Source organism: Muriicola marianensis (assembly GCF_014638095.1).
Taxonomy (GTDB): domain Bacteria; phylum Bacteroidota; class Bacteroidia; order Flavobacteriales; family Flavobacteriaceae; genus Muriicola; species Muriicola marianensis.
The window spans coordinates 487,104-512,885 of the sequence record NZ_BMFH01000002.1 but is presented as its reverse complement, the minus strand read 5'-3'; the positions used below and the strand labels follow the sequence as shown (position 1 = coordinate 512,885).

The 25,782-nt window shown below is 48.1% G+C and carries 29 protein-coding genes; 17 read left to right on the top strand and 12 right to left on the bottom strand.

The window, feature by feature from the left end:
- Nucleotides 1-7: 7 nt before the first annotated feature.
- From IEV19_RS13255 to IEV19_RS13240, 4 genes are read right to left on the bottom strand one after another with little or no spacing between them, the layout of a single operon-like run.
- On the bottom strand, nt 8-661 hold the full coding sequence (locus tag IEV19_RS13255; RefSeq protein ID WP_188371210.1) for a DUF2461 domain-containing protein: 654 nt from the start codon (nt 659-661) through the stop codon (nt 8-10).
- Nucleotides 662-700: 39 nt separating this feature from the next.
- On the bottom strand, nt 701-1,501 hold the full coding sequence (locus IEV19_RS13250) for a TIGR00266 family protein (RefSeq protein ID WP_188371209.1): 801 nt from the start codon (nt 1,499-1,501) through the stop codon (nt 701-703).
- A 50-nt stretch (nt 1,502-1,551) separates the two neighbouring features.
- The gene (locus IEV19_RS13245; RefSeq protein WP_188371208.1) at nt 1,552-2,076 is read right to left on the bottom strand and encodes a hypothetical protein; all 525 of its coding nucleotides are present in this window, start codon (nt 2,074-2,076) and stop codon (nt 1,552-1,554) included.
- A gap of 8 nt (nt 2,077-2,084) precedes the next feature.
- Nucleotides 2,085-2,537, bottom strand: a complete 453-nt coding sequence (locus IEV19_RS13240) for a DUF4442 domain-containing protein (protein WP_188371207.1) — start codon at nt 2,535-2,537, stop codon at nt 2,085-2,087.
- Between the two features lie 132 nt (nt 2,538-2,669).
- Between IEV19_RS13240 and IEV19_RS13235 the strand changes: the two genes are divergently transcribed.
- From IEV19_RS13235 to IEV19_RS13200, 8 genes are all read left to right on the top strand, one after another.
- Nucleotides 2,670-3,149: a DUF4870 domain-containing protein gene (locus IEV19_RS13235; protein WP_188371206.1), complete on the top strand. Its 480-nt coding sequence runs from the start codon at nt 2,670-2,672 to the stop codon at nt 3,147-3,149.
- Nucleotides 3,149-3,679 (top strand): nuclear transport factor 2 family protein, encoded by a 531-nt coding sequence (locus IEV19_RS13230; protein ID WP_188371205.1) that lies wholly within the window; start codon nt 3,149-3,151, stop codon nt 3,677-3,679. The genes IEV19_RS13235 and IEV19_RS13230 overlap by 1 nt, the downstream gene beginning before the upstream one ends.
- Before the next feature lie 121 nt (nt 3,680-3,800).
- Nucleotides 3,801-4,142 (top strand): PadR family transcriptional regulator, encoded by a 342-nt coding sequence (locus IEV19_RS13225; protein ID WP_163693302.1) that lies wholly within the window; start codon nt 3,801-3,803, stop codon nt 4,140-4,142.
- Nucleotides 4,139-5,869: a PspC domain-containing protein gene (locus IEV19_RS13220; protein WP_188371204.1), complete on the top strand. Its 1,731-nt coding sequence runs from the start codon at nt 4,139-4,141 to the stop codon at nt 5,867-5,869. Before IEV19_RS13225 ends, IEV19_RS13220 begins: the two co-directional genes overlap by 4 nt.
- A gap of 132 nt (nt 5,870-6,001) precedes the next feature.
- Nucleotides 6,002-6,724 (top strand): head GIN domain-containing protein, encoded by a 723-nt coding sequence (locus tag IEV19_RS13215; RefSeq protein WP_188371203.1) that lies wholly within the window; start codon nt 6,002-6,004, stop codon nt 6,722-6,724.
- 95 nt (nt 6,725-6,819) lie between these two features.
- Entirely contained in the window at nt 6,820-7,833 is a 1,014-nt protein-coding gene (locus tag IEV19_RS13210; protein WP_188371202.1) for a dipeptide epimerase, read from the top strand.
- A complete protein-coding gene (locus IEV19_RS13205; protein ID WP_188371201.1) occupies nt 7,830-8,873 on the top strand; it encodes an aminotransferase class I/II-fold pyridoxal phosphate-dependent enzyme in 1,044 nt (347 codons plus the stop codon). The genes IEV19_RS13210 and IEV19_RS13205 overlap by 4 nt, the downstream gene beginning before the upstream one ends.
- A 116-nt stretch (nt 8,874-8,989) precedes the next feature.
- Entirely contained in the window at nt 8,990-9,433 is a 444-nt protein-coding gene (locus IEV19_RS13200; RefSeq protein WP_188371200.1) for a hypothetical protein, read from the top strand.
- Nucleotides 9,434-9,503: 70 nt separating this feature from the next.
- Here IEV19_RS13200 and trxB read toward each other — a convergent pair whose 3' ends face one another.
- The 3 genes from trxB to IEV19_RS13185 all read right to left on the bottom strand — a co-directional run bounded on the left by trxB (nt 9,504) and on the right by IEV19_RS13185 (nt 12,629).
- A complete protein-coding gene (gene trxB / locus IEV19_RS13195; RefSeq protein WP_188371199.1) occupies nt 9,504-10,472 on the bottom strand; it encodes a thioredoxin-disulfide reductase in 969 nt (322 codons plus the stop codon).
- A 126-nt stretch (nt 10,473-10,598) separates the two neighbouring features.
- Nucleotides 10,599-11,252: a uracil phosphoribosyltransferase gene (upp, locus tag IEV19_RS13190; RefSeq protein ID WP_188371198.1), complete on the bottom strand. Its 654-nt coding sequence runs from the start codon at nt 11,250-11,252 to the stop codon at nt 10,599-10,601.
- 114 nt (nt 11,253-11,366) lie between these two features.
- On the bottom strand, nt 11,367-12,629 hold the full coding sequence (locus tag IEV19_RS13185; RefSeq protein ID WP_188371197.1) for an NAD(P)/FAD-dependent oxidoreductase: 1,263 nt from the start codon (nt 12,627-12,629) through the stop codon (nt 11,367-11,369).
- Between the two features lie 251 nt (nt 12,630-12,880).
- Here IEV19_RS13185 and IEV19_RS13180 point away from each other — a divergent pair, with 251 nt between their 5' ends.
- Genes IEV19_RS13180 through IEV19_RS13165 form a run of 4 tightly spaced genes read left to right on the top strand, consistent with a single transcriptional unit; the run spans nt 12,881 to nt 16,393 of the window.
- The gene (locus IEV19_RS13180; RefSeq protein ID WP_188371196.1) at nt 12,881-14,101 is read left to right on the top strand and encodes a sulfite oxidase; all 1,221 of its coding nucleotides are present in this window, start codon (nt 12,881-12,883) and stop codon (nt 14,099-14,101) included.
- Between the two features lie 2 nt (nt 14,102-14,103).
- Nucleotides 14,104-14,583, top strand: coding sequence for a monoheme cytochrome C (locus tag IEV19_RS13175; RefSeq protein WP_188371195.1), 480 nt, complete (start codon nt 14,104-14,106; stop codon nt 14,581-14,583).
- A complete protein-coding gene (locus IEV19_RS13170; RefSeq protein WP_188371194.1) occupies nt 14,567-15,514 on the top strand; it encodes a sulfurtransferase in 948 nt (315 codons plus the stop codon). The genes IEV19_RS13175 and IEV19_RS13170 overlap by 17 nt, the downstream gene beginning before the upstream one ends.
- A gap of 3 nt (nt 15,515-15,517) precedes the next feature.
- Entirely contained in the window at nt 15,518-16,393 is an 876-nt protein-coding gene (locus tag IEV19_RS13165) for a sterol desaturase family protein (RefSeq protein WP_188371193.1), read from the top strand.
- Between the two features lie 17 nt (nt 16,394-16,410).
- On the opposite strand, the gene IEV19_RS13160 is transcribed toward IEV19_RS13165, so the two are convergent.
- From IEV19_RS13160 to IEV19_RS13140, 5 genes are all read right to left on the bottom strand, one after another.
- Complete coding sequence (locus tag IEV19_RS13160) at nt 16,411-17,091, bottom strand: aspartate/glutamate racemase family protein (RefSeq protein ID WP_188371192.1); 681 nt, start codon at nt 17,089-17,091, stop codon at nt 16,411-16,413.
- 18 nt (nt 17,092-17,109) lie between these two features.
- A complete protein-coding gene (locus tag IEV19_RS13155; protein WP_188371191.1) occupies nt 17,110-18,135 on the bottom strand; it encodes a c-type heme family protein in 1,026 nt (341 codons plus the stop codon).
- Between the two features lie 56 nt (nt 18,136-18,191).
- Nucleotides 18,192-18,536, bottom strand: a complete 345-nt coding sequence (locus tag IEV19_RS13150; protein ID WP_188371190.1) for a rhodanese-like domain-containing protein — start codon at nt 18,534-18,536, stop codon at nt 18,192-18,194.
- An 87-nt stretch (nt 18,537-18,623) separates the two neighbouring features.
- Complete coding sequence (locus IEV19_RS13145) at nt 18,624-20,039, bottom strand: MBL fold metallo-hydrolase (protein WP_188371189.1); 1,416 nt, start codon at nt 20,037-20,039, stop codon at nt 18,624-18,626.
- Between the two features lie 140 nt (nt 20,040-20,179).
- Nucleotides 20,180-20,983, bottom strand: a complete 804-nt coding sequence (locus IEV19_RS13140; RefSeq protein ID WP_188371188.1) for a sulfite exporter TauE/SafE family protein — start codon at nt 20,981-20,983, stop codon at nt 20,180-20,182.
- Nucleotides 20,984-21,172: 189 nt separating this feature from the next.
- Here IEV19_RS13140 and IEV19_RS13135 point away from each other — a divergent pair, with 189 nt between their 5' ends.
- The 5 genes from IEV19_RS13135 (at nt 21,173) to IEV19_RS13115 (ending at nt 25,732) form a co-directional block, all read left to right on the top strand.
- The gene (locus IEV19_RS13135; protein ID WP_188371187.1) at nt 21,173-22,027 is read left to right on the top strand and encodes a universal stress protein; all 855 of its coding nucleotides are present in this window, start codon (nt 21,173-21,175) and stop codon (nt 22,025-22,027) included.
- A 129-nt stretch (nt 22,028-22,156) separates the two neighbouring features.
- Nucleotides 22,157-22,768, top strand: a complete 612-nt coding sequence (locus IEV19_RS13130) for a flavin reductase family protein (RefSeq protein WP_188371186.1) — start codon at nt 22,157-22,159, stop codon at nt 22,766-22,768.
- Nucleotides 22,769-22,772: 4 nt separating this feature from the next.
- Entirely contained in the window at nt 22,773-23,924 is a 1,152-nt protein-coding gene (locus IEV19_RS13125; protein WP_229732608.1) for a M20 family metallopeptidase, read from the top strand.
- Between the two features lie 7 nt (nt 23,925-23,931).
- On the top strand, nt 23,932-24,993 hold the full coding sequence (locus tag IEV19_RS13120) for a hypothetical protein (protein ID WP_229732607.1): 1,062 nt from the start codon (nt 23,932-23,934) through the stop codon (nt 24,991-24,993).
- Nucleotides 24,994-25,063: 70 nt separating this feature from the next.
- Nucleotides 25,064-25,732, top strand: coding sequence for a hypothetical protein (locus IEV19_RS13115; protein WP_188371184.1), 669 nt, complete (start codon nt 25,064-25,066; stop codon nt 25,730-25,732).
- The last annotated feature ends 50 nt before the right edge of the window (nt 25,733-25,782 follow it).

Sequence of the window (25,782 nt, the reverse complement as noted above, 5' to 3'; positions counted from 1 at the left end):
ATTTCAATCAAACACTGATTGCCTTATTGAGATACCTCCGGAAAGGTAGCATCTCCAAATAGATTTCTACGATGTGATCCTCAAATCCGGGCGAAATGATCGTCTCAACGTCCAGCTCGTGGACCACGGCAAAGGTCTTGTGCTGCAACAGGTCGATATAGGGATGGTCTTTGCTAAACCCTTTAGGAGCAGTGCGCAGTTTCTCATCCTCGTAAAGACCCCCGAAGGCGGAAACAAAGGAAGGTTTATTGAGAATTTCAACAAGTGTTTCACCGTTAAAATCGATGGCCTCTCTCACACTGCGTAATTTCCCGGGTGCCGGGCGCCAGAGTCCACCGGCCAACAGGGATTCCCTGATCCCGATCTGTATGTAAAAGTCCCCGGTGTCAGGCGCCTTGTCGAGTCCGGCCCCGAAATGGTCCTTGTAGACAGGCCTTTCCGGATGGAACATGAGGTTATTGTTGATCCGGTTGATCCCTGTCCTTCCGGGTGTAGGGTAGTAATCCGGATCTAACCGGGCCAACCTGATGTCCAGACCGTCCAGCCAGTAAATAAACTCATCCCTGAGTCGGAGGTAGGTCTTCCGGTGCCGGTCCATCCACTCCTTGTTATTGTTGCGGTCCAGTTCTTTGAGAAAGTCGAGGAGAGCCCTGAAATCCATAGGGTGGCAAAATAACGATTGAGGTAAAGGAAAGCAAGATCAGAATCTGTTGTCCCCGTCGAGAATATCTCCGAGTCCGCCAAGGATACTACCCTCGCCCCTGTCTTTCCCTCCTCCCTTGGGAGCAGCAGCCCAGACTCTTTTGGCGAGACGACTAAAGGGAAGCGACTGTATATAAACCGTACCCGGGCCTCTGAGGGTGGCAAAAAACAGACCCTCTCCCCCGAAAAGGGTATTCTTGATTCCCCCGACAAACTCAACGTCATAGTCCACGTCCTTGGTGAAGCCCACAATGCAACCCGTATCTACTTTGATGACCTCTCCGGGACCCAGCACTCTTTTAGCCAGGGTACCGCCGGCATGAACGAAGGCCATGCCGTCGCCTTCCAGCTTTTGCATGATAAACCCCTCTCCTCCAAAGAGCCCCCTTCCGAGTCGTTTAGAAAACTCAATACCTACGGATACACCTTTGGCTGCGCAGAGGAAGGCATCTTTCTGGCAGACGAATTTCCCCTGTTTCTCAGAGAGGTCGATCGGTACGATCTTACCGGGATAGGGGGAGGCAAAACTCAGCCTTCTCTTGGTTGATGCGACATTGAGGAAAGAGGTCATAAAGAGGCCTTCTCCTGTGAGGATCCTTTTTCCCGCAGAAAGAAGGCTGCCGAGTACGCCTTTGTTCTGGTTGGAGCCATCCCCGAAGATGGTATCCATCTGCAGGTCCGTGTCCATCATCATAAAACTGCCGGCTTCGGCCACTACAGCCTCCTGGGGATCGAGTTCGATCTCTACGTATTGCATTTCTTCTCCATAGATATGGTAGTCTATTTCATGTGCGTTCATGGTGCTACTATTTTTGATTCACTTTGTTAGTGTTCACCTGCCGATTTATGTTACAAGGCTTTTGTCGCTTTCATGGCTCTTTGGGCAGCTTCTTCCATTTCTCGGGGTCTTTGGGTGCCTATCATGATTTTCTTTCCCTCCTTTAGAGTCAGCAGCAGGCCTTTATTGCCCTTGGCATTATAGACCGTGCCATAGGTTGTTGAGAACCGAAGCCCGTAGCCAATCCACGGACTGTATTGAACGATCTCCGCTTTGGAAACATCGCGCCAGTAAACCTTTTTATTGGCCAGGGGTCGGTATTGAATATGGATATGATCCCTGGCAATTGCGGTTCGCAGTCTCACAGACCAGAAGAAATAGCAGAATAGCAAGGTCCCTGTCAGAAAAAGGATGAGACCCCAATCAGACATGGGATGATCCCCGAATGGTTCATCGAGGAAAATTTGCAGTATGATCCCGTACAGGGGTATACCTACCAAACCCAATAGCAAAGCCCAGATAAACCACTGTGTGAAGCCCTGTTCTTCCCGAAACAGGATATTGTCCTTACCTATGTGTGCCGAGTGCCGTGGCATGAGACTTCCTAAGATTTTAGCTTAAGTGTCCATTCGAAGTCGAAGGTTGAGACTACGACTCCATCTTCATTAACCCCGGTGGCAGACATCCAGCAGGTCTGCCCTTCCCCTGTTTGTATCGCTTTATCGAGGGTTTGGGCCAGGCGAAAGCCATCCCTGCAGGTAAAGGTGATCTTCCCTGTCGCTTTTTTAGTAAAGGTGGCCTTGTTGTTTGCCACGAGCATAGATACCTTCTTACCACTTTTCCGGATCGCATTCATTACAAGGGCCCCTGTACTCAGTTCGGCAGCCATCCCCTGTACGGCCCAGAACATAGACTTGAAGGGGTTCTGATTGATCCATCGGTGGGTTACCGTTACCACAGCCTTTTCTTCGCTGATCTCACGTAGCCTGACTCCTGTCCACCAGGCGGAGGGAAGCTTAAAAAAAAGAAAGGAATTGAATTTTCCCGGGCTAGCCATATCCTTGACATTTAGGGCTAAAATACCCAAAATACGTGAAACAAAAATTGTTAAATAAATGTTAATTGATAGTACTATGTATTGCATAATACCTTTTTTTAGATATATATTTGCATTAGAAACTAATATGCGATGACAGAAACATTGACCAAACACGAGAGAACCCTGTCCGCGGTCATCCATGCGTCCACCTTTAGCAGGTTTTTTATTCCCCTTGGGAACATCATCCTGCCCCTGGTGCTCTGGCTGGCCAACCGGAAGGATTACGCCTTTGTGGATTACAACGGGAAACAGGCCCTGAATTTTCAGATCAGCCTTTTTCTGTATTCAATCATCTTCGGAGCGATCTCCATCCCCTTTTTCTTTGGCCTGATCCCTGACATTTTTCATCACGGAATCTTTGAATGGGGATACAGGGAACCTTTTGAAGGGGTCAACTTTTTTATCGACTGGGACGATTTTCCCTTTCATAGGCTGTGGCCGATCGGACTGGCTGGACTGATACCCGTTGCCCTTTTCGCGATCAACGTGGTCTATACCATCCTGGCTACGCTCAGGACACATGAAGGTCAGGTTTTTAAATACCCCATTACCATCAACTTTATCAAATAATGAAAGTGTTCAGGTACACCATACTGATATTCCTTACCGCCTGGAGCTATATCTCCCAGGCGCAGGAACCAACTGATTCAGATCTCTTTGAGACCCTGAAACAGAAGGACAGCCTGTTGTTCAGGGCCGCTTTTGATACATGCGATCCTGCAACTATGGCCTCCCTTTTTTCGGAAGACTTCGAATTCTACCACGATAAGGCAGGTCTGACAGAGGGAAAGCAGGTATTTCTGTCACCCATGTACACCAGGTGCCAGGAGAAAGGTGAAAGTTGGGTGCAACCCTCAAAAAGGATCCTTATCGAGGGTTCCCTAGCAGTTTTTCCTTTGCGGAACAATGGAGACCTCTACGGAGCCATACAGCAGGGGCAACACCGATTCGAATTCCTGAATGAAAACCGGGAGTACCAGCAAGGAGATATCGCACGCTTCATCCACCTTTGGGTGCTTGAGAACGGGCAATGGAAGATCAAAAGAGAATTGAGCTATGATCACCAGCCCGCAGAGACATATACCATTAATCAACCTTAAAACACTGAGCAGAGTTTATTCATCAATCAAATTACCATGAATCCTTAAAAACGAACAGTTAACCCTGTGCTGGATGAAAACCGACTCATCACCGGTCAGCATGTAACAGAAGAAACAGATTATGAACATAGAAAACACAAAAGCGCAAATGCGGAAAGGGGTCCTGGAATACTGTATCCTGTCAATCCTCCAGGAGGAAGACAAGTATACTTCCGAGATCCTGGATACCCTTAAAGACGCAAAAATGCTGGTGGTCGAAGGTACCATTTACCCTCTGCTCACCAGGCTCAAGAATGCCGGACTACTGAATTACCGGTGGGAGGAATCCACTTCCGGGCCACCCAGAAAATATTACGGCCTCACGGAGACCGGCAAAATGTTCCTGAAAGAACTGGATTCCACCTGGGATGAACTCAGAAATGCCGTGAATTTGGTAACCAACGCTAAAAAAGTAAAAAAATGAACAAGACAGTCAATATAAACCTAGCTAACGTCCTTTTTCATATCGATGAGGAGGCTTTCAACAAGCTGAAACGCTACCTGGAGGCCATCAAACGCTCCTTTTCGGGTACTGCAGGCAGCGATGAGATCATCGCCGACATAGAGGCCCGTATCGCCGAACTCTTCCAGGAGAGGCTGGAGAACGAAAGACAGGTGATCACTATGAAGGAAGTAGATGCCGTCATTCAGGTCATGGGTCAGCCAGAAGACTACAGGGTAGATGAGGACATCTTTGAAGATGCTCCCCGTTCTGAAGCCCGTCAGGGATCCCGTCCGAAAAAATTATACCGGGATGTGGATAACAAATACATAGGCGGGGTATGTGCCGGTCTGGAACACTACCTCGGCATCGACAGCCTGTGGATACGGTTGATCTTCATCTTTTTCGCCCTGGCCACTGGATTTGGCTTTATTGCCTATATTTTGCTCTGGATCCTGGTTCCGGAGGCGGTTACGACCTCCCAGAAGCTGGACATGAGGGGCGAACCCGTCAACATCAGCAACATCGAAAAAAAAATTAAAGAAGGATATGATGAGGTCGCTGAACGCGTCAGGGGCGTAGATTATGAAAAGGTAGGCGATAAGGTAAAGAGTAGCGGGCGAACCTTTTTCGATGCCCTGGGGAATGTGATCATGTTCTTTTTTAAGGTCATCGGCAAGTTCATAGGGATCCTGCTTATCATTATCGGGGCTGCCACGCTGATCGGTCTGTTTGTCGGACTTTTCACGGTGGGGACCCTGGATATCATACACATCCCGGGCATGGACCTCTACAGTATATTCGGGGCTACAGAAACTCCTGTTTGGGTAGTGTCCCTGCTTACCTTCTTTGTGGTGGGTATCCCCTTCTTCTTCCTGCTCTACCTGGGGTTGAAGATCCTCATCAACAACCTGAAATCCATCGGGAATATCGTGAAGTTTTCCCTCCTCGGACTCTGGCTGATCTCCATCATCGGCCTGGTGGTCCTCGGTGTTCAGGAGGCTTCGGCCCATGCCTATTCTGGTAGCACCACAGAAAGTGAGGTCCTGTATCTGCCTGCGGAACCGGACACGCTTATGATCCGGCCCAGAAGCAGCGAGCTTTTTGATAACCAGGAGAACATCGGTTTCAATCACATGACCCTGACCTATGATGAGAATGGGGAACAACTCCTTTTCTCGGACGATATCAGGTTCGATGTCACCCGGTCCTCGGACTCATTGTCCTACTTAAAGGTGAGAAGACACGCCGATGGGCGCTCCATGGCAGATGCAAGGGAAAGGGCCTCCAACATCCGGTATTCCTATGCCCTGGAAGGCAGCACACTTTCTCTCGACAATTTTCTCACCACGGGGATTGAGAATAAGGTAAGGGACCAGGAAGTTCATTTAACTCTTTCTGTTCCTGAAGGAACCGTGATAGGTTTTGAGAGAGGAATGCGCAGGCATATCGGCCGGCTGACGCGTTATGACAAAGACATCTACAGGGGTGACCTGGTAGAATACTACTGGGTGATGGGCACAAATGGGGAATTACAATGCCTCGACTGTCCTGAAAATATGAATTCCTCCTGGAGGATCGACAATGAGGACAGCCAGATCATCATTGATGAGAACGGTTTGGATATCAACATGAGTGACGGGAGGGAATCCTTTAAACTGAAGATAGACGAGAACGGGGTCGAGATCAAAGCAGATGACGATAATTAAGGAGCGACATTTCGTCCTCAATTATCGACAACTGAGTCAGAGAAAATATTAGAAATCAATATTCAAAAATAGATTTGACCTAACCTTTAAAATTAACTCCCGGAGTTTTATTCCGGATCAAAAAACAAGATCATGACAACACTAGCCAGAATCGCAATTGCCATACTGATGGCCCTCTTCTTCTCCTCCTGTGCTTTTGACATGAATTTCGGCAGGGGAAAGATGGGAAATGGTGTGGTAACCACTGAAACCAGAACTGTTTCCGAAGACTTTAGTGAGGTATCGGCCTCTGAAGGTCTCGACGTCTTTGTGACCCAGGGAGATACTTATTCTATCGAAGTGGAAGCGGATGAGAATATCGCAGACCTGATCGGTACCGATATCAGGAACGGAAAACTCAAGGTACACGCTTATGAGAATATCGGCAGGGCGACCAAGAGGATACACGTGACACTTCCCGAGGTGACCGGACTATCCGCTTCCAGCGGAGCCGACCTCATAACGAGGAATGCCATACGCTCAAACAAGATTTACCTGGACGCCAGCAGCGGGGCTGATATCAAGGCCTCCCTTGTTGCTGATGAAGTGGAAGTGGATGTCAGCAGCGGAGCCGATGTGAGGCTCGAAGGTGAAGCCGAGATGCTCAGAGCCGATGCGAGCAGCGGTTCCGGGATCCGGGCGAGAGAACTTTCTGTAAGGGTATGTTACGCCGATGCGAGCAGCGGGGCAGACATCGATGTCAACGTCTCAGAATCTCTCATCGCCGAGGCCACAAGCGGCGCAGATATCTCCTATACGGGAAATCCCACCGTGGAGAAGAACAAATCATATTCGGGCAGGGTCCATAAGGACTGAGCCCCTATCCATAGAAGGCGAGAAACCCCGGATTTTCATCCGGGGTTTTTTTGCGGGCCTTTCTCCTCTTTGTGTATCTTAGATATAAAATTTATATGGTACTCGAACTCAGCACCCATACTCTTGTCCTGAAACATCCCTTTACGATCTCCAGGGAATCACACAGTACCCAGGATACGCTCATCGTTCACCTGAGTATGGCAGGCAAAACCGGGTATGGAGAAACCACCTCCAACCCGTATTACGGCCATACCCTGCAAAGCCTTCTATCCGAGATCAAGGGGATCAAGGACGAGATCGAGAACTACCCTTTCAGCAAACCGGAGGATTTTCATCAATGGCTCAGAGGGAAGAACCTTTCTTCCTTTGCGCTCTGTGCCCTGGACCTCGCAGCCCATGACCTGTACGGGAAGTTGCAGAACAAACCCCTCTATGAGCTTTGGGGAACCTCCGTGAAGTCGTATCCCCGCACCAATTATACCATAGGGATCGATACCATTGAAAATATGGTCGCCAAGATGAAGGAGAAACCCTGGCCTATCTATAAGATCAAACTGGGTACAAAGGAAGACCTGGATATTGTCAGGGAATTGAGAAAACACTCTGATGCGGTGTTCAGGATCGATGCTAACTGTGCCTGGACAGCTTCACAGACCATCGCCCTCGCCCCTGCCCTGAAAGAGCTGGGGGTTGAATTTATCGAACAGCCGCTGAAGGCAGATGACTGGGAAGGGATGGAGAGGATAGCCCACCACTCTGTACTCCCGGTTATAGCCGACGAGAGTTGTTTGGTGGAGGAGGACGTAAAGCGCTGTGCCCTCCACTTTAATGGTATCAACATTAAATTGACCAAATGCGGTGGCCTTACTCCGGCCCTTCGCATGATCAGGGCCGGAAGAGAATTGGGGATGAAGATCATGGTCGGTTGCATGACAGAATCTACGGTGGGAATATCCGCGATCGGGCAACTCCTGCCTCAGTTGGATTACGTAGACATGGATGGTCCCCTGCTGATCACCAATGACATAGCGAGAGGTATACGGATCTGTGATGATGCGAGCATCGTTTTTCCGCAACTCGGCGGAAGCGGAATAGAATTATTGTCATGAAGGTGCCAGTTTCTACTTATCCGGGCCGGACCCTGGAACACCAGGGAAAGACCTATTACTATTTCGGAGGCACCTCTTATCTGGGGCTGCAACAGGATCCTGAATTCAGGGAACTGGCCATTGAAGCCATCCGTCAGTACGGGTCGAGCTATGGGGCTTCCCGCCGTGCCAATGTCCGCTTTGTGATCTATGAAGAGGCTGAAGAAAAAATAGCGCAGTGGGTAGGGAGTGAAGCAGCCCTGACCCTTTCTTCCGGGTATCTCGCCGGACAAATGGTTGCCAATCACTTTAAGAATAAAGAACACAAATTGTTCTACGCTCCTAACAGTCATTCCGCTTTGTACACCAGCGGGGCGAAGCCTTATACCACCTACACCACCTTAGGGATTTCCCTGAGGCAACACCTCGAAAATAAACAGGCGGAAACCCCGGTCATATTTCTGGATTCCATCGATTTTTCGGGCTGCAACTACCCGAACTTCGAGATCCTGAAAACCCTCCCCTTAGAATCCTGTATCCTGGTAGTTGACGATTCGCACGGCATAGGCGTGGTGGGAGAAAGCGGTTCCGGGGTGTACCGAACTCTTACTTCCTTACCCTGCAAAGAGGTCGTGCTATGTGCTTCAATGGGCAAAGCCCTGTCCTTACAGGCAGGTATGGTCGCCGGTAAAACTGCGCGAATAGAGAAGATGAAGGCATCCGATTTTTTCGGGGGAGCCAGTCCTCCTGCTCCTTTCTACATAGCCCAATTCCTTAAGGCCGGGCCCTTTTATGAAAGAAAGAGAAAGGTGTTGGACCGGAATATCACCTATTTCCAATCCGTAGTTAATAATCAGGAACTCCTGAACTCCATGCCCCAGTACCCCGTTTTTGGATATTCTAACCCTGAATTGACGGAGTACCTCCGGCAGAGGTTCATCCTGGTTACAGATTTCAGGTACCCCACCGAAGACACCTATGCTACCAGCAGGATCGTTCTGACTTCAGCGCATCTAAAAGATGACCTGAAAACCCTTGCCGACGCTCTCAATTCCTTTTGAGCTAATGCTCAATCGCAGGAGATAAATGCTGAGAACCAAATAATTGGGGTAACGTTAAATTTTTATTAAAAAAATTGTATCTTAATTGAAGTTTTGGAAGCATAAAATATTTACCTATGAAGAATTCTATTAAGATCGCCGGCCTCATCTTTGTTTTTGTCATTGCGGCAACCATCCTCTCTTCCAAACCAAATCCTATGCATTCCATGCAGGGTGTTTGGGAACTTCAGAGTTTTTCTTACTGGGATGGTGATAAGATAGATACCGTAGCCAAGGATGAAGGGTACCGCCAGGTAAAGATCTATTACAACGGAAAGATCATGTGGTCTCGCTGGGTACCCGGAGACAAAAAGGGACGTTTCGGATACGGCTCCTATAACATTACCGAGGATCAACTGATGGAGACTATAGAGTACGGGGATTATGAGATGATGCAGGCCCTGGATACGATGAGGGTCTTTAATTTCCAGCTCGACCTGAAGGATGCAACCTACAGCCAGATCTCCCTCGACCTGGAAGGAAATCCGACGTTCTCGGAAAACTATATCCGAATAGACTAGTTTCTACAGAATTAGCAGACAAAATAAAAAACCCCGGAAATCCGGGGTTTTTCTTTGAAATTTATCCTTGTTACGAATTGATCTCGGCCGGAGTTTCCACACTGGCCAGGTATCTTTCGGCATCCAGTGCCGCCATACAACCGGTCCCGGCTGCAGTGACTGCCTGCCTGTATTCCTTGTCCTGTACATCCCCACTTGCAAATACACCGGGTTTTGAGGTCTTGGTTGATTTTCCTTTGGTGATCAGGTATCCCGTATTATCCATTTCCAACTGTCCCTTGAAAATATCTGTATTGGGCTTGTGGCCAATGGCGACAAAGAACCCTGTAATCGGAATCTCCTCCTTTTCGCCTGTCTGATTGTTCACCATCCTAAGGCCTTCAACCACCTGATCGCCCAGGATCTCATCTACCTCGGTAAAGTATCGGATATCGATATTGGGAAGGCTGTTCACGCGGTGCTGCATGGCTTTGGAAGCCCTCATCTCACCCTTTCGGACCAGCATGGTCACCTTTTTACAGATATTCGCGAGGTATGACGCTTCCTCGGCTGCTGTATCGCCTCCCCCTACGATGGCCACTTCCTGCCCTTTGTAGAAAAAGCCGTCGCATACTGCACAGGCAGAAACGCCACCTCCCCTGAGGCGTTGCTCACTGGGAATATTCAGATATTTTGCCGAAGCTCCTGTGGCTATGATCACCGTCTCGGCCTCAACTACTTTTGAATCGTCGACAGTGACCTTGTGTATTCCTCCTACCTGGTCACTGAATTCGACCGCGGTAGCCATCCCGATCCTGACCTCAGTTCCGAAGCGCTCCGCTTGTTGTTGCAGTTGCACCATCATGGTCGGGCCATCTATCCCTTCCGGATAGCCCGGAAAGTTATCGACTTCCGTGGTTGTTGTGAGTTGCCCTCCAGGTTCCATCCCAGTATAGATGACCGGTTTGAGGTCGGCCCTTGCCGCATAGATCGCAGCCGTGTAGCCTGCCGGTCCTGAACCCAAAATCAGGGTTTTAATTCGCTCTATAGAATCTGCCATTGTATTACAAAATTTAAACGGATAAAATTACCCTATTCCCTAAAAAAGGAATTCACAAAGTTATCAAAAGTTATTATAGTCTCATAGCGGAGAAGGGCAACCGGGATTCTGTAGTCAGGTCCTGAATCAGAGTTTCGTTCCGAAGGCAAGGTCACCGGCATCCCCCAAACCGGGGATGATATATCCCTTGCCCGTCAACTCCTCATCGATAGCCGCAATCCACAGATGGGTGTCTTCGGGGAAAACCTCTTTTACATGAGAAACGCCCGGGGCCGATCCTATCACGGATACGATGTGCAGCTGAGCAGGGGTGCCGTGCCCCAACAGGGCTGAATATACATTTTCAAGAGTCTTCCCGGTAGCAAGCATAGGATCTGTCAGGATCAGGGTCTTACCCTCGAGGTCTGGAGCGGCAAAATATTTTACGACAACTTCAAACGCGTCCCCTCCTTCAGGGTGGTGCCTGTAGGCGGAGATAAAGGCATTTTCTGCATGATCGAAGTAATTGAGCAATCCCTGGTGAAGCGGCAGTCCTGCTCTCAGCACCGAACAAAGCACCAGTTCTTCCTCAGGGATCCGTACCGATTTAGTACCGAAAGGAGTTTGAAGTTCCTTGTCGCGGTATTTCAGGGATTTGCTGAGTTCGTAGGCCAACACCTCCCCTATACGTTCGATATTTCTTCGAAACCGCATGGAATCACCTTGTACATTTTTATCCCGGATCTCAGCGATAAACTGGTTTAAAAGAGAATCCTGTTTTTCAAGCTGATGTACAATCATAGGTATCGGGGTTTCCTGCTAAGGTAAGGTTTGCCTATCAATTAATGACAAATAGAAAGCAGATGGCCCAAAGGCCACCTGCCATCCTTCACACATAGTATTTACATACCAATACTATACATTTTTGCCTTTCATCATCTTGTTCCAGTACAGATAGGGCAGCATGTATTTCTTTAATATCCACAACCTCCAGTGCTCCTTGGAACTGTCAAAGATGAGCATCTGTTTTAATTTTGGGTCTGGTGTGAAATTGTTTTTGTAGTCGAATTCTGCCAGGACCATCTTCCCGTACCCTGTTACCAGCGGACAGGAAGAATACCCGTTATAGGAATGGTTCTTCACAGCTTCCTGTTTTATCAGACTCAACAGATTGTCCACTACGATGGGAACCTGTTTCCTGATAGCCGCGCCGGTTTTCGCTGTGGGCAGGGCGGTTACATCGCCCAGGGAGAATACGTTGGCAAATGCAACGTGCTGCAGGGAATGGTGGTCTACCTCTACCCAGCCTGCCTCATTGACCAGCACCGAGTCTTTTACAAATTTTGGGGCTGTTTGTGGAGGGGCCAGATGCAGCATATCAAAAGGTATGCTGATGACGTCCTTCTCATCAATGGTCTCACCTATCTTATTGCCTTCCTGAATGGGTACACGCTTATCAGCCGGGGCTGTGTATTTGAAGTAGGCGATCTGGTTCTCCGCATCGATCTTAAAAGGAGCGTAATACGGTCTGAAATGCATCCCGTACCTGTCTATCACCTTCAGCAAAGTCTCCTTGATCTGTTGTACGCCAAAGATCACGGTCCCGGGAGTAGCAAAGATCACATTGCTGTCTTTCAGGATTCCTTTCTTCCTAAAGTAGTCGGCGGCCAGGTAGGCAATTTTCTGAGGAGCGCCACCGCATTTGATGGGAGTTGAGGGTTGAGTGAACAGCGCATTGCCCCCTTTAAAATTCTGAAGTACCTTCCAGGTATGTTCAGGATCTGTGTAGTTACTACACACCACGCCCTTGTCGATGGCCTCCGTCAGACCTTCTATAAGTGAGGTATCATTGACAAGCCCGGGTGACAAGACCAGATAGTCATAGGAAATATCCCCTGAACTTTTCGTTGAAACCACATTTTTTTCAGGCTTGAGGGCTGTGGCGTAATCCTTCACCCAATCGACCCCTTTTGGGATGAGCGAAGCCATAGGCCTGGCTGTCTTTTCATAGTCGTACGTACCGGCACCTACCAGTGTCCATGCAGGTTGATAGTAGTGCGTATCTGCCGGTTCTACCAGGCCGATATCCAGTTTTTTATTTTTTTTCATGAGTTGGGCGGCGGTCATGATGCCCCCAGTCCCACCTCCAATGACGAGTATCTGATAGTGTTTTTTCATGGGATTGATTGTTGTTCTAAATACCTATTAAAGGTACTCCATTCTGCAAAGGAGTAATGTAACATAGGTAACAATACAACTTCCGGAACTTGAGTAATATTAGGCAGTTGAAATGGAAGTTACAAAGCTTATTGAGCCTTGTCAAATCCATGAAATAGAGATAATTCATCAGTCTAATTGTTTCGCAAACTTAAATTGGCTCGGGGATTATTTCTAACTTTAAGGTTCTTACTGAATCCGCTATCAATCCTATGAAAAGACGTCATTTTATTAGAAACACAGCCCTTGGGACGCTGACTGCGGCCGTGGGCACAGATATCGTTTTCGGGCGTTTGATACCCGAGGGATATTCCCTATTAGCACTACAGGACCCGGATCCGTTTACCCTTTTCAGCAAAGACAGGGAAATGGTAGTCCTCAATGACCGACCCTGGAATATCGAGGCCAAGGCTCATTTATTGGACGATAAGATCACTCCCAACAAATACATGTTTATCCGTAACAACGGACTGATCCCAGAGGACATCGATGTGAATTCATGGACCCTGACCATAGATGGGGAGGCTGTTAAAAAACCGAAAACCTATACACTGTCTGAACTCAGATCGAAGTTCAAATCTTACACCTACCAGCTTACCCTGGAATGCGGGGGTAATGGGAGAAGCGAATTCGACCCGCCCGCCAAGGGTAATCAATGGACCGTCGGCGCCGTATCCTGTGCAACCTGGACAGGTGTTCGGCTTCGGGATGTACTGGAAGATGCGGGGATCACAGATAAAGCAGTGTATATAGGTTATCACGCCGCAGACGTCCATTTGAGCCGGGATCCCGGAAAAGAACCCATCTCTAGGGGCGCGCCTATGGCAAAGGCGCTGCAGGACGAGACTCTGCTCGCCTTTAAGATGAATGGGCAGGATATTCCTCTGGCTCACGGTTATCCCCTGAGGCTTGTGGCCGGTGGCTGGCCCGCCTCGGTCTCAGGAAAATGGGTACAGCGGATCAGTGTAAGGGACCGCGTACACGACGGGTCAAAAATGACAGGCGATGCCTATCGCATGCCCTGTAATCCTGTTGCTCCTGGAGAAAAAGTGAAAGATGAGGACATGTGTATCATAGAATCCATGCCTGTAAAATCCCTGATCACCTACCCCAGATCCGGTGCTGTGATCAAAGAAGGGCGTAAGTTGAGTATACGAGGCCATGCCTGGGCCGGTGAACTCGAAGTGAGCAAAATGGAGTATTCTATCGATTTTGGATCTACATGGAGTACATGCCAATTGGAAAAACCTGCGAACCGACTGGCATGGCAGCATTTCAGTGCGGAGGTCTCCTTGCCTAAAAAGGGCTACTATGAGATCTGGGCCCGCGCGACCGACTCCAGGGGGAAGAGTCAGCCTATGCTCCTGCCCGGATGGAACCCTAAAGGGTATCTGAACAACGCCTGCCACAGAATTGCCATCAAGGTTACTTAAACATGGAGGAGAAAGAAAAATTCAGGGAACAGATACGGAGCATTTACCGGCTCCTGTCGACCCTCCTGGTACTTTTTGTGATCACGGTTCTCGGAGTGGTCTATTTGCTGAACGATCCTGACCTTTCATTTTTCAGGGGAAATGAAGTGCCCCAGGAGTATGTGGCAGTAACGACAGAGGACGATTTTGACAAAATTGAGAATGGGATCCACGTGCGAACGGGTCTTAAGGAGGCCGAAGGTCTGATGACCGTAGTGAACAACTGTACTAACTGCCATTCGGCTCAGCTGGTCATACAGAACCGCATGAATGAGGAACGCTGGATCGCGACGATCCGATGGATGCAGGAAACACAGAACCTGTGGGACCTGGGAAAGAACGAAGAAATTATTGTAAACTATCTGGTCACCAATTATCCTCCTAAAAAGAAAGGGAGACGGGAGATCCTGACAGATATTCAATGGTATGAGCTGGAAGATTAGTCATTTGGTCCTTGCAATCCTCGCTTTGGGTATTTCCTGTAAAGAGAAGCCTGAGGCGGTTCAAAAAGAGACGGTCCTTGAAGGCAAGCACCTGATTACTTATGACAACCCCATGCTCTCTTCAGAAGACCCCGGGATCGTCATCGTCGATTTCAGGAAGGCAGAGGAATACGAAACAGCCCACATCCCTGGTTCCATTCAGCTTTACAGGAATCATTTCCAGGATGCATCAATGCCTTATCCAGGGATGCGTCTCGACAGGGAAAAGACCGCAGCTAGCCTGGGAATGGCAGGGATCTCGAACCAACATACCATCATCGTTTATGATGACAAGGGGTCTCCGGATGCTTCCCGTTTTTGGTGGCTTTTGAAATTATACAATTTTGAGCAGGTATATCTGCTTGATGGCGGACTCGGCCTTTGGGAAAAGATGGGAAAAAAGACCAGCCGGGATGTACCGGAAATCAAGCCTACCGTCTTCCTATTTCCGGATAAGCCGGATCAGCCGATGGTCATCGAAAAAGAAGAATTGCTCAGACACCTCAGTTCTGAAGTACCCGGCATCATACTGCTCGATGCGCGAAGCGCCGACGAATACAGCGGAAAAGAAATGAAAAGTGGGGCTTTGAGGGCCGGAAGGATCCCGGGAAGCATCCATATAGACTGGGCAGAATCCATCGACTATTCGGGAACACACACCTTCAAGCCCACGGAAGAACTGGAAAAGATATACTCAAAACTCGGGGCCGGTAAAGAGGACACCATTGTGGTGTATTGTCATAGCGGAGTTCGTTCTTCACATACTACCTTTGTACTGACCGAATTGCTGGGATACAAGCATGTCCTGAATTATGACGGTTCCTGGGTGGAATGGAGCTATGACGACCTTTTGCCGATTGAAACTGATTCGATCACATTATTAAAAAAATAGACTATGGAAAATTACTGGAATGCTTTTGTAAGCGCTTTTAATGGCAGCGTTCAGTGGACGTGGAAATCTATCATTTTTGAAGTGCCATGGTATACTAATTATTTCTGGGGACTGATCGCCATTTCCCTCTTTGTATGGGTACTCGAGATATTGTTCCCCTGGCGGAAAGATCAATCGATCTTCCGGAAGGACTTCTGGCTGGATGCCTTTTATATGTTCTTCAACTTCTTTATGTTCTCTATCGCGATCAGTGGATTCTATAAATTACTGGAGGTCTTTTTCAAAGATATTGGAATCACGGCCAAGAGCCTGTCAATTATCGATATCTCGGCTTATCCCATGTGGCTGCAACTACTTATATTTTTTGTGGTCCTGGATTTTGTACAGTGGTTTACGCACATCCTGCTGCACAGGTACGCCATCCTTTGGAATTTCCACAAGGTGCATCATTCCGTCAAAGAAATGGGCTTTGCGGCACATCTGAGGTATCACTGGATGGAAAATATCCTGTACAAACCGCTGAAAGTTTTCGGTGTGATGATCCTGGGGGGATTCGAACCTTCACAGGCCTATATCGTCCATTTTGCAGCTATCGCCATTGGTCATTTCAACCATTCGAACATCAAGATCACCTGGGGACCGTTCAAGTATCTGTTCAACAATCCCGTGATGCACCTGTACCATCACGCCTACACCTTGCCCAAGGGGTCCTATGGAGTGAACTTTGGGATAAGCCTGAGTTTATGGGATTATATTTTCAAGACCAATTATATCCCGGAGGACAGCGGCACCATAGAACTGGGTTTTAAGGGAGATGAGAATTTTCCCAAGGATTTCCTGCACCAGAATGCCTATGGATTTGGAAAGCCTAAAAAGTAATTGATTTTTAATGCCCGTCAGCTGAGGATAAAATCTGCGGCCATTCTCGCATGCAACTGTGTGGTGGGAAGCAATGGAATATCGGTGCTGTCCTGCTCGATGAGCAAAGGCAATTCCGTACATCCCAGCACGATGGCATCTGCCCCCCTGGTTTTGAGATCTGAGATCTGTCCGAGATAGAATTTCCTCGCCTCTTCCGTGAATTTCCCCTGGGTCAGTTCTTTGGATACAAAATGATGCGACCTCTCAATGGCTTCACCCTGGGGGATGATCGTTTCTATTCCGAATTCCCGATCGAGATATTCAGGGATAAACCCCCTGGTCATGGTGGGTTTGTTCCCGAGCAAGCCTAGGTTTCGGGCACCGAGATCTGCTGCCTTCCTGCCGGTTGCCTCTGCAATGTGAAGAATAGGAATATCTATCTTCGGCTGTACGTGATCATACGCCATATGCGGAGTATTGGCACAGATCACCAGGGCTTCGGCCCCTGATCTCTGGAGGAGTTGAGAGACTTCCAGGTATTTGGCATTGATCTTGTCCGGATCCTGTTCCCTCATGATCTCGATGTTAATGCTGTAGATCAGCATTTCAGGATTAGCCCAGGTGCCCCGGGTCTCCCCTACCATTTCATTGATCAGCCTGTAGTAGGCTATGGTGGAGTGCCATGAAGTACCCCCTATAAGTCCTATTTTTCTCATTTTCCTTATGAACCTGTATTACTGGGTTTCCTTCACGAATTGAATCTTCCACATCCCCCGGATCTGGCCGGCCTCATAACCTGTCGCCTCATCCATCGGATACAATTCCTTCAGGGTGGTCAATACAGGTTCCTGTATGTCCGTTTCCCTCTTACCGTGACATTGCAGGCACATGGAATTTGTCGTGATGGGTGAATAATATAACACTTCGTCCTCACCCGTTTCTTTCACAATAGGTATGATCCGACCTTTGTTTTCAGCCTGGTTCTCCAGTTGTTTCCGGAAGGCGATGATATATCCGGTTTCCTCGGCTGTAGCGCGGTTTTGAGGATTTCTGGGTTTGTCCGAAACGCGTTTGATGATGGCGTTGTTCATGATCCCCACACTATCCGTAAGCCCCGTTGCCCTGATTTTGCAGAAAGAGATAGCTCCGGAGGTTCCTTTTTCATCGATGGCTCCGACCAGGTTCTTACCCAATACCCCCTGGGCCAGGCCGGCGATCTCGCTTCCTTTTTCAAGGTAAAAGGCGGCATTTGGAAAATAGGGGGTATCCTCCTCTTCATCTCCCTGGTCCATCGCTTGGTCCATCCCCTTTCCATGACGATTGCGCCGATGTTCCTCATACCAGTCGGGTTGGGGAAGCTCCGAATCGTAGAGATAGGCAGCGATATCTTGAATATCGTCTACGGAATAGGGTTGATATGGCATGATCCCAAATCTTTTGAATGCACCCTTCATCTTCACCTTTTCCGGTTGTGGATCATTAAGCCAGTTCGTTAAAGACTGTGTGAACTCCTCCCGGCTTGTTCTCTTATCCATGTAATGCGATCTGACAGCCACCATGGGAGGAGCGATCATTGACATTTCGGTAGATGATGGATCATGGCAGATGTAGCACTCTCTTTCTACGATCTGTTTTCCGTAAGCACGGGATTGTTCCATCTCAAGCCGGGCGGCTTCCTCCACGGGAACCAACTCATTCTTCTTCCCATCCTTGCAGGAGAATAAAATACCGGCAGAGAGCAATAAGATCCAGATTCTCATATATCAGAAGTATTTCAGTCCCGGCACGGTTTTGTAAAATTCCTAGGCCGTAGACGTTATTTCCATTTCAAAATGCCTCCCTGAAGGTCGTAGACTTTTTCGAATCCCATAGAGACAAGCTTCCGGGCGGCTTTCAGGCTTCGGTTTCCGGACCGGCAATAGAGGTAAACCGGTTTGTTCCTGTCCATCTTTTCGAAAGCCTTTTCAAAATCAGCTCCCCTAAAATAATCGATATTGACAGCTCTGGCGATATGCCCTCCCCTGAATTCCCGGGGGGTCCTCACGTCTACCAGTTGTACATCATTGTTATTCACCGCCTTTTTGTACTCTTCCACCCCCAGTATTTCTATCTTTTCAGAGTACTCGGGCTTAGGTCCCAGTAATTTGTTAATAATAGACATCGTATCTCATTTATCTCTTTTGGATATCGGGGGGCAGCCTCATAACGAGAACTGCCCCCCTCAACAATCCAACCAAAAAAACTAATTCTACAATAAGGTAGTGGGACAGATATATTCTGATCTCCCGATACCTGTTTCTTTAATTCCGTCAAAGCCATCGGAGACATCGCGGAAGTTGCTCCATCCCCTTTGCTGAAGCATAGACGCTGCGATCATGCTGCGATATCCGCTTCCACAATGAAGGACAAAGGGATTATCTTTCGGGAATTGTGCCAGATGGCTGTTGATCTCATTCAGGGGAATATTGATCGCACCGATCACATGTTCGGAGTCGAATTCACTCTTCTTCCTGATATCGAACAACATAGGTTCAGAATTCCTGTACTCCTTTTCAAGTTCGGCAGCCGTTACACGACCTTGTGTCTCAATTTCCTTACCGCTCTTTTTCCATGCATCAATTCCGCCTTTGAGGAAACCGATGGTATTGTCATATCCCACTCTTGAAAGCCGGGTGATAGCCTCTTCTTCCTTGTCAGGATAGGTGATCAGGAGGATGGGTTGCTTCACATCCGGGATCATCTCCCCTACCCATTGCGCGAAACTGCCTTCGAGTCCGATATTGATACTGTTAGGCACATGTCCCAGGGCAAAATCGGTCGCGTTACGAGTATCGAGCATCAGGGCATCAGTCTCATTAGCCGCTGCCTCAAAGGCTTCGGGAGACATGGGGGTCTCTGCCCGCTTCATGACAGTATCCAGGCTTTCATACCCTTTGATGTTCATAAGCACGTTTTGAGGGAAATATCCGGGAGGCGTGGTAAGCCCGGTCAGTAATTCTTCTATGAATTCCTCTTTGGTCATGTCTGCACGAAGTGCGTAATTCACTTTTTTCTGGTGGCCCAGGGTATCAGTGGTCTCTTTGCTCATCATCTTTCCACAGGCCGAACCGGCTCCGTGGTTGGGGTAGACGATCAGGTGGTCGGGCAGGGTCATGATCTTGTTCCTCAAGGAATCAAAAAGGTAGCCGGCCAGCTTCTCTTCCGTAAGTTCAGAGATCACGTGCTGTGCGAGGTCTGGTCTACCCACATCACCAATGAAGAGGGTATCACCGGTAATGATCCCGTGCTCCCTGCCTTTCTCATCTATCAGCAGATAGGTAGTGCTCTCCATGGTATGTCCGGGGGTGTGGATCACCTTTACCTGGTAATCGCCCACTTTGAAGATCTGGCCGTCTTCAGCAACGATGGCTTCATAGCCGGGCTTAGCGGTGGGACCGAAAACGATCTCAGCTCCTGTCTTTTTCTTAAGGTCGAGATGTCCGCTTACAAAATCGGCATGGAAGTGCGTCTCAAAGACATACTTGATCTCAGCCTTGTCTTTATTAGCTCGTTCAATATAAGGGCCGACCTCCCTCAGGGGGTCGAAAATAGCAGCCTCACCCTTGCTTTCCAGGTAATAAGCTGCATGAGCGAGGCAACCGGTATAAATCTGTTCTATCTTCATGTTTTACTGTGATTAAATTCTTGTAATTACATTAACTTCTTTAAAATTAGAAAGATCGGATGGGCTGCATCGTGACTTATGTTACAAAAGTGCTTTCGGGACACCAGTCTTACAATGACATTTATCAGGTCCTGAAAAAATTAATACCAGATCTCCTTAACAATGATATAAATACCCATCAGCAGGGTAAACCAGCCAAATGATTTTTTGAGTTTGCTCCCTTCTATAAACTTGTTGAGCCATACCCCCACCAGGATACCTATGAGGGAAAATGCGGTGAAACTGAGCAGGAAGTACCAGTCGATCTCCATGGTCTCCACATCACCTATAAAACCGATCAGGGATTTGATGGCAATGATCAGCAGGGAAGTGGCTACTGCTTTCTTCATCGGAAGCTTGGCCAGCATAACCAGGGCAGGGATGATCAGGAATCCGCCACCGGCCCCTACAATACCCGTGATGACCCCTACCACCAGTCCTTCCAGAAGTATCATGGGGTAGTTATAGTGGATCTCAGCGTCTTCATCGTCGCAATTGACACACTTGCCTCTTATCATCGAATAGGATGCCAACAGCATGATAAAAGCGAAGAAGATCATGATCCCTATATCCCGTGTTACAAGGAAGTTGTTGACTTCGAAGAGTTCCTCCGGTATGGAGGGGACCAAAAACCGCCTAGTCAGGTAGACCGCGATAAAGGCCGGAATCGCAAAAACGATAGCCGTTTTGAAGTCGACCAGTTTCTTCTTCATGTTCTTCAAAGCTCCTGTGAGCGAGGAGACTCCCACCACAAAGAGGGAATAGGCTGTGGCCACTACAGGATTGATCCCCAGGAGGTATACGAAAATTGGCACCGTAAGGATAGATCCTCCACCGCCGATCAGGCCGAGTACAATCCCTATGACAAGGGCACCGATAAAACCTAGAATTGATGTGATTTCCAAGATGTTACTTTTGAGGTCCAAAATTACACCGGCCCTATGGCCTGCGTCGTAACCTAGGTTACAGTAAGCGGTTCCCGGTAAAAATCAGTTCGGGATAAATTTTATTCACATTCCGGCAGAATATGACAATCATCATAGTATGAGATCGGATTTTTCAATAGTTTGACATAGATTCCTAAGTCCGCCCTCATGAGAACCCTTTTGTATGCAACAGATTTTTCGGAGAACTCCATTCCGGCATTTCGCTATGCCCAATTGCTGAGTAAACAACTGAAGGCAAAACTATTTGTACTTCACGTTTTCGATATGAAGGCCACCTTCATCAGCACGGTCAGCCTTACCTATGCCAAAAGAGAAGAGATCATGCTCAAGGAACAGGTAGAAAAACTGGAGAAATTCTGTGAGAAACACACTTTAAAAAATGGATCCCCTGAGGGGATGGAAATGATGGTGCACGAACACGGAATTCCATCTGCGGGGATACTTGAAAAAGTAGAATCTCTCAACGCAGACCTGATCATCATCGGTACAAAGGGAAGCAGCGTGCTTCAGGACCTCATCATGGGTAGTACGGCCAGTGCCCTGATCAACAACTCCTATGTCCCGGTTTTGGCCATCCCAGAAGGAGCGGAGGTACGGTCTGTTAAAAGCATCGTATACGCCACAGCGTTCGAAGAAGCTGATATCCTGGCAGTCAGAAAGCTGGTAGCTTTGGCTCATCCTTTCGATGCTGAGATCAAACTCGTACACATCACTCACAATAAAGAATACGCCGGGGAAGACCAGATGGAATGGTTCAAGGAGATGCTCGGAAGCAAGGTGGACTACAAAAAGGTCCTGTTCGATCTCCGGTTCTCAGAAGACATTACCGGTAGTCTGCTTGACTATATCCGGGAAGAGGACGGAGACCTCATCGTGATGCTCGAACGCGATAGTACAAATGCGTTTCAGCGTTTGTGGCGTACGGATACGGTTAAAAAAGTTAAAATGCAGCTCGACCGACCTCTCCTGAGTTTTCACAAAAAACATCTCCCTGCTGATTAAAGGATTTGACAGGCCATTCCAGGATGTCATAAGGTACTCCCATTACTTTATGGGAAAAATGTAAAGACCTGACTTATATCATTTCATTTTCCATTTAAGAGGGTTACATTCCGTGATAACCGTTTTTAAATGGAAGCCCTGAGCACAAAAAACCTGCGGCCCCTGGATGTCTCTGAAAATCTGTGGGATCGAGTATTTACAGTAGCGCCCCTTGTTATCATTGGAACAGTGGAAGGCGAATCCTATGACCTGGCGCCTAAACATATGGCCACCCCGTTAGGCTTTGGGAATTATTTCGGCTTTGTTTGTACCCCCAGGCATTCAACTTACAGGAATATTGAAAAGACAGGGGAATTTACCGTGAGTTTCCCAAAACCTAATCAGGTTGTTCAAACTTCACTCAGTGCAACCCCCAGATCTCAATGTTCCGATAAGGCAAAGGATGTACTTCAGAACCTTTCGGTGTTCCGGGCATCTACCATGCAAGCCCCGGTGATCGCAGGGGCTTACCTGTACCTGGAGTGTGAGCTATTCAGGATCATTGAAGGTTTTGACGATTACAGCCTGATCACGGGTAAGATCAGAGTGGCTCATGCCGACAAGGATTATTTGAGAGTTTCTGAAGTTGATGAAAGGGAACAATTGATGAAAAATCCACTACTGGGATACATTGCCCAGGGCAGATATGCAAAGATTTCAGAGACCTTTAATTTTCCTTTTCCCAAAGATTTTAAAAAGTGACCCTGTGAAGACTGCCGGCAACATATTGAATTATCTGAACAGTCAGGAAGCAGCCATGAAACTCCTTTTGAAGGACCTGGTTCTGATGGAGAGTCCATCCAGGGAACCGAATACCCAAACACAGATCCTGGTCCGTCTGGAAAAAGAACTGAACGAATTGGGTTTCTTCACCATGCGCATGCCGGGCAGGAATACCGGAGGCTTTCTTTACGGACGTCCAGACAACAGGAAAAAGAACAAACCGATACAGCTGCTATTAGGACATTGCGATACCGTCTGGAAGAGGAATACCCTGGCGGAGATGCCAGTAATGGAGCACGAAGGTAAGTTGAAGGGTCCGGGGGTATATGATATGAAAGCAGGACTCACCCAGGTGATCTTTGCTCTAAAAGCCATAAGGGCATTGGGTATGGAGGCCTCAATGACCCCTGTTGTCCTCTTCAATTCCGACGAGGAGATCGGCAGTATAGAATCTACGCCGGCCATTAAAAAACTGGCCCGGATCTCAGAAAGGGCCTATGTGTTGGAACCACCACTGGACATGGATGGAAAACTGAAAACCGCACGGAAAGGTCTTGGCAGGTTCACTATCAAGGTACATGGGATTGCCGCTCATGCCGGACTTGATCCCGGGAAAGGGGTCAATGCCATTGTGGAACTATCCCATCAGGTACAGCAATTGTACGCCATGAATGATTTTGAAAAGGGTATCACAGTCAACGTTGGGATGATAGAAGGCGGAGTTTCGGCAAACGTGGTCGCCCCGGAAAGCAGGGCGGTCGTAGATGTACGCGTTGAAAATTCTGAAGACGGGGACCGGATCACAGAGAAGATTCTGGGCTTAAAACCCTCTCTTCCTGACGTCAAACTGGAGATCGAAGGCGGGATTGGAAGACCCCCTATGGAACGCAATGCAAGGAATCAGGAGCTTTGGAAACTGGCTCAAGCAAAAGCACTGTGTTTGGGAATGAACCTGTCTGAAGGGCTCGCCGGGGGCGGTTCAGACGGAAATACCACAAGTATGTACACCGCTACCCTTGATGGCCTTGGCGTACCCGGAGACGGGGCTCACGCCACCCATGAGTTTATTTTTACTGACCAATTGCCAAAAAGAACGGCTCTGCTGGCACTTTTACTGCTCGCCGGGCCTAAATAAAAAAGAAATGAAAACAGATATGCCATCTTATTTCATTTTCACATCCCTCACGCGAATCTCAGACCTGGAAGAAAGGGAATTCGGTCTTGAGAAACTGGCAAGGTCCCACTGGTCGACAGGGGATTACGTAGTTTGCCGAATCATTGACCCTGGACATACTTCGCTGCGCCTTGAACTCCCAAATGGCAGAATGCGAGGGGTCATTGGAGACGAGTATGTTGTAGGGGTTCTGGGAGAGCGCTTTGCCACTCTCGAAGCCACAGGGACCTGGGAAGAGGTAGGTTCAGATGGGGTAATGAGCATCCTGACAGGCGGAGGCATCTTTGGCAAACTCACCAGTAAGTCGGCCTTTATGCCCAACATGATGAAGATCAAATACACCGGTCACGTGATCAGAAAAGGCAACAAGATCACTATGGACCATTTTTTACCAGAAGTGGCGCCCATGGAATTCAACACCCCTGTGGTATTGTTTATAGGCACTTCCATGTCTGCCGGGAAGACCACCTCGGCAAGGATCGTTACTAATATCTTTAAATCTGCAAAGTACAAGGTGGTCGGTGTAAAACTCAGTGGTGCCGGGCGTTTTAAGGATATCCTGGCTTTAAAGGATGTCGGGGCCGATGCGGTCTTTGATTTTGTGGATGTGGGTCTGCCTTCCTCCATTTGTGCAAAAGATATCTATCAAAAGAAAGTCAGCATGCTTTTAAGCCTGGCAGCTCATCAAAATGCGGATATCGCCATTGTGGAAGTAGGAGCCTCCCCTATGGAACCCTATAACGGGGATCTTGCCGTAAGAGCCCTCGGAAAAACTATCCGATGTACCGTGCTGAGTGCTACGGACCCTTACTCCGTATATGGACTCATGAAGGCGTTCAACATTGTCCCGGACATTGTGAGCGGGATCACGACGAATACGCTGGCGGGAATCAAAATGGTAAAAGACCTGTGTGGGGTCAAAGCATTAAATCTGATCGACTCCAGGACCAATACCGAATTGAGAGAAATCCTCGCTCAAAAAACGGGGTTGAACTTGTCGGATAATCTACACCGGAATATTTTATCTTAAGGTGATCATCGGAAGAAGTGTAATTGGCAACCGAAGTGCCTAATTGTACATAAAGTAAAGCTTAAGCAACATGATTGATCTTAACTCGATCAGCAAAACAGCCAAGCCCTCCGGCATTGTTTTATGGTTACCGGGGGTGGGCATCCTGTTCTTTTTGGTGCTTTACGTGATGGCGGCTATCACCTACCCGGGGGGGTCTGCTGCTCAGCCCGCCCATACCGGATTTGACTTCTGGAACAATTACCTATGCGACCTGCTGGACGAATACGCCATTAACGGGGAGTTGAATTCTGCGAGGTACTACGCCCGGGCATCCCTGTTCGTCCTCTGTTCAGGGCTTATCCTGCTCTGGATCTTCCTTCCCCGCCTATTCGACAAAAAGAATTTCGGACATTTCCTGATGTGGATCACAGGGATCACAGCCCTTTTTATCATCTTTTTAATGGGAACCCAGAACCACGACCTCATTGTAAGGCTTGCTGGTGGTTTTGGTTTTGCAGCTATTTTGTCCTGTGCCTGGGCCCTGGTAAAAGGAGGTTACAGGGCTTTGGGTGTTCTTGGATATGTTTGTTTTATTGTGTTTTTGATCAATTATCTCATCTACGAGACCGGACTTTTTATCGCTGCCCTGCCCCTGATCCAGAAAGTGACCTTTGTGCTCTGCCTGTCATGGTTCTCGGGGCTTAATTATAATCTGATCAAAAAATTAAAACCTTTGAAGAAATCCGATTTCACCTAAAATCGACCTAAATTAAAGAACGGTTTTTCGTATCTTTAAAAGAGGTCGGA

Bases quoted from the DNA above. Each gene is read 5' to 3' on its own strand.
- IEV19_RS13220 (WP_188371204.1), top strand. From the start codon at position 4,139: ATGAACAAGACAGTCAATATAAACCTAGCTAACGTCCTTTTTCATATC.
- IEV19_RS13130 (WP_188371186.1), top strand. From the start codon at position 22,157: ATGGAAGCCCTGAGCACAAAAAACCTGCGGCCCCTGGATGTCTCTGAA.
- IEV19_RS13180 (WP_188371196.1), top strand. From the start codon at position 12,881: ATGAAAAGACGTCATTTTATTAGAAACACAGCCCTTGGGACGCTGACT.
- IEV19_RS13245 (WP_188371208.1), bottom strand. From the start codon at position 2,076: ATGCCACGGCACTCGGCACACATAGGTAAGGACAATATCCTGTTTCGG.
- trxB (WP_188371199.1), bottom strand. From the start codon at position 10,472: ATGGCAGATTCTATAGAGCGAATTAAAACCCTGATTTTGGGTTCAGGA.
- IEV19_RS13225 (WP_163693302.1), top strand. From the start codon at position 3,801: ATGAACATAGAAAACACAAAAGCGCAAATGCGGAAAGGGGTCCTGGAA.
- IEV19_RS13250 (WP_188371209.1), bottom strand. From the start codon at position 1,501: ATGAACGCACATGAAATAGACTACCATATCTATGGAGAAGAAATGCAA.
- IEV19_RS13235 (WP_188371206.1), top strand. From the start codon at position 2,670: ATGACAGAAACATTGACCAAACACGAGAGAACCCTGTCCGCGGTCATC.
- IEV19_RS13200 (WP_188371200.1), top strand. From the start codon at position 8,990: ATGAAGAATTCTATTAAGATCGCCGGCCTCATCTTTGTTTTTGTCATT.
- IEV19_RS13255 (WP_188371210.1), bottom strand. From the start codon at position 661: ATGGATTTCAGGGCTCTCCTCGACTTTCTCAAAGAACTGGACCGCAAC.
- IEV19_RS13120 (WP_229732607.1), top strand. From the start codon at position 23,932: ATGAAAACAGATATGCCATCTTATTTCATTTTCACATCCCTCACGCGA.
- IEV19_RS13160 (WP_188371192.1), bottom strand. From the start codon at position 17,091: ATGAGAAAAATAGGACTTATAGGGGGTACTTCATGGCACTCCACCATA.
- IEV19_RS13150 (WP_188371190.1), bottom strand. From the start codon at position 18,536: ATGTCTATTATTAACAAATTACTGGGACCTAAGCCCGAGTACTCTGAA.
- IEV19_RS13135 (WP_188371187.1), top strand. From the start codon at position 21,173: ATGAGAACCCTTTTGTATGCAACAGATTTTTCGGAGAACTCCATTCCG.
- IEV19_RS13165 (WP_188371193.1), top strand. From the start codon at position 15,518: ATGGAAAATTACTGGAATGCTTTTGTAAGCGCTTTTAATGGCAGCGTT.
- IEV19_RS13175 (WP_188371195.1), top strand. From the start codon at position 14,104: ATGGAGGAGAAAGAAAAATTCAGGGAACAGATACGGAGCATTTACCGG.
- IEV19_RS13185 (WP_188371197.1), bottom strand. From the start codon at position 12,629: ATGAAAAAACACTATCAGATACTCGTCATTGGAGGTGGGACTGGGGGC.
- IEV19_RS13210 (WP_188371202.1), top strand. From the start codon at position 6,820: ATGGTACTCGAACTCAGCACCCATACTCTTGTCCTGAAACATCCCTTT.
- IEV19_RS13215 (WP_188371203.1), top strand. From the start codon at position 6,002: ATGACAACACTAGCCAGAATCGCAATTGCCATACTGATGGCCCTCTTC.
- IEV19_RS13205 (WP_188371201.1), top strand. From the start codon at position 7,830: ATGAAGGTGCCAGTTTCTACTTATCCGGGCCGGACCCTGGAACACCAG.
- IEV19_RS13145 (WP_188371189.1), bottom strand. From the start codon at position 20,039: ATGAAGATAGAACAGATTTATACCGGTTGCCTCGCTCATGCAGCTTAT.
- IEV19_RS13170 (WP_188371194.1), top strand. From the start codon at position 14,567: ATGAGCTGGAAGATTAGTCATTTGGTCCTTGCAATCCTCGCTTTGGGT.
- IEV19_RS13155 (WP_188371191.1), bottom strand. From the start codon at position 18,135: ATGAGAATCTGGATCTTATTGCTCTCTGCCGGTATTTTATTCTCCTGC.
- IEV19_RS13230 (WP_188371205.1), top strand. From the start codon at position 3,149: ATGAAAGTGTTCAGGTACACCATACTGATATTCCTTACCGCCTGGAGC.
- upp (WP_188371198.1), bottom strand. From the start codon at position 11,252: ATGATTGTACATCAGCTTGAAAAACAGGATTCTCTTTTAAACCAGTTT.
- IEV19_RS13115 (WP_188371184.1), top strand. From the start codon at position 25,064: ATGATTGATCTTAACTCGATCAGCAAAACAGCCAAGCCCTCCGGCATT.
- IEV19_RS13240 (WP_188371207.1), bottom strand. From the start codon at position 2,537: ATGGCTAGCCCGGGAAAATTCAATTCCTTTCTTTTTTTTAAGCTTCCC.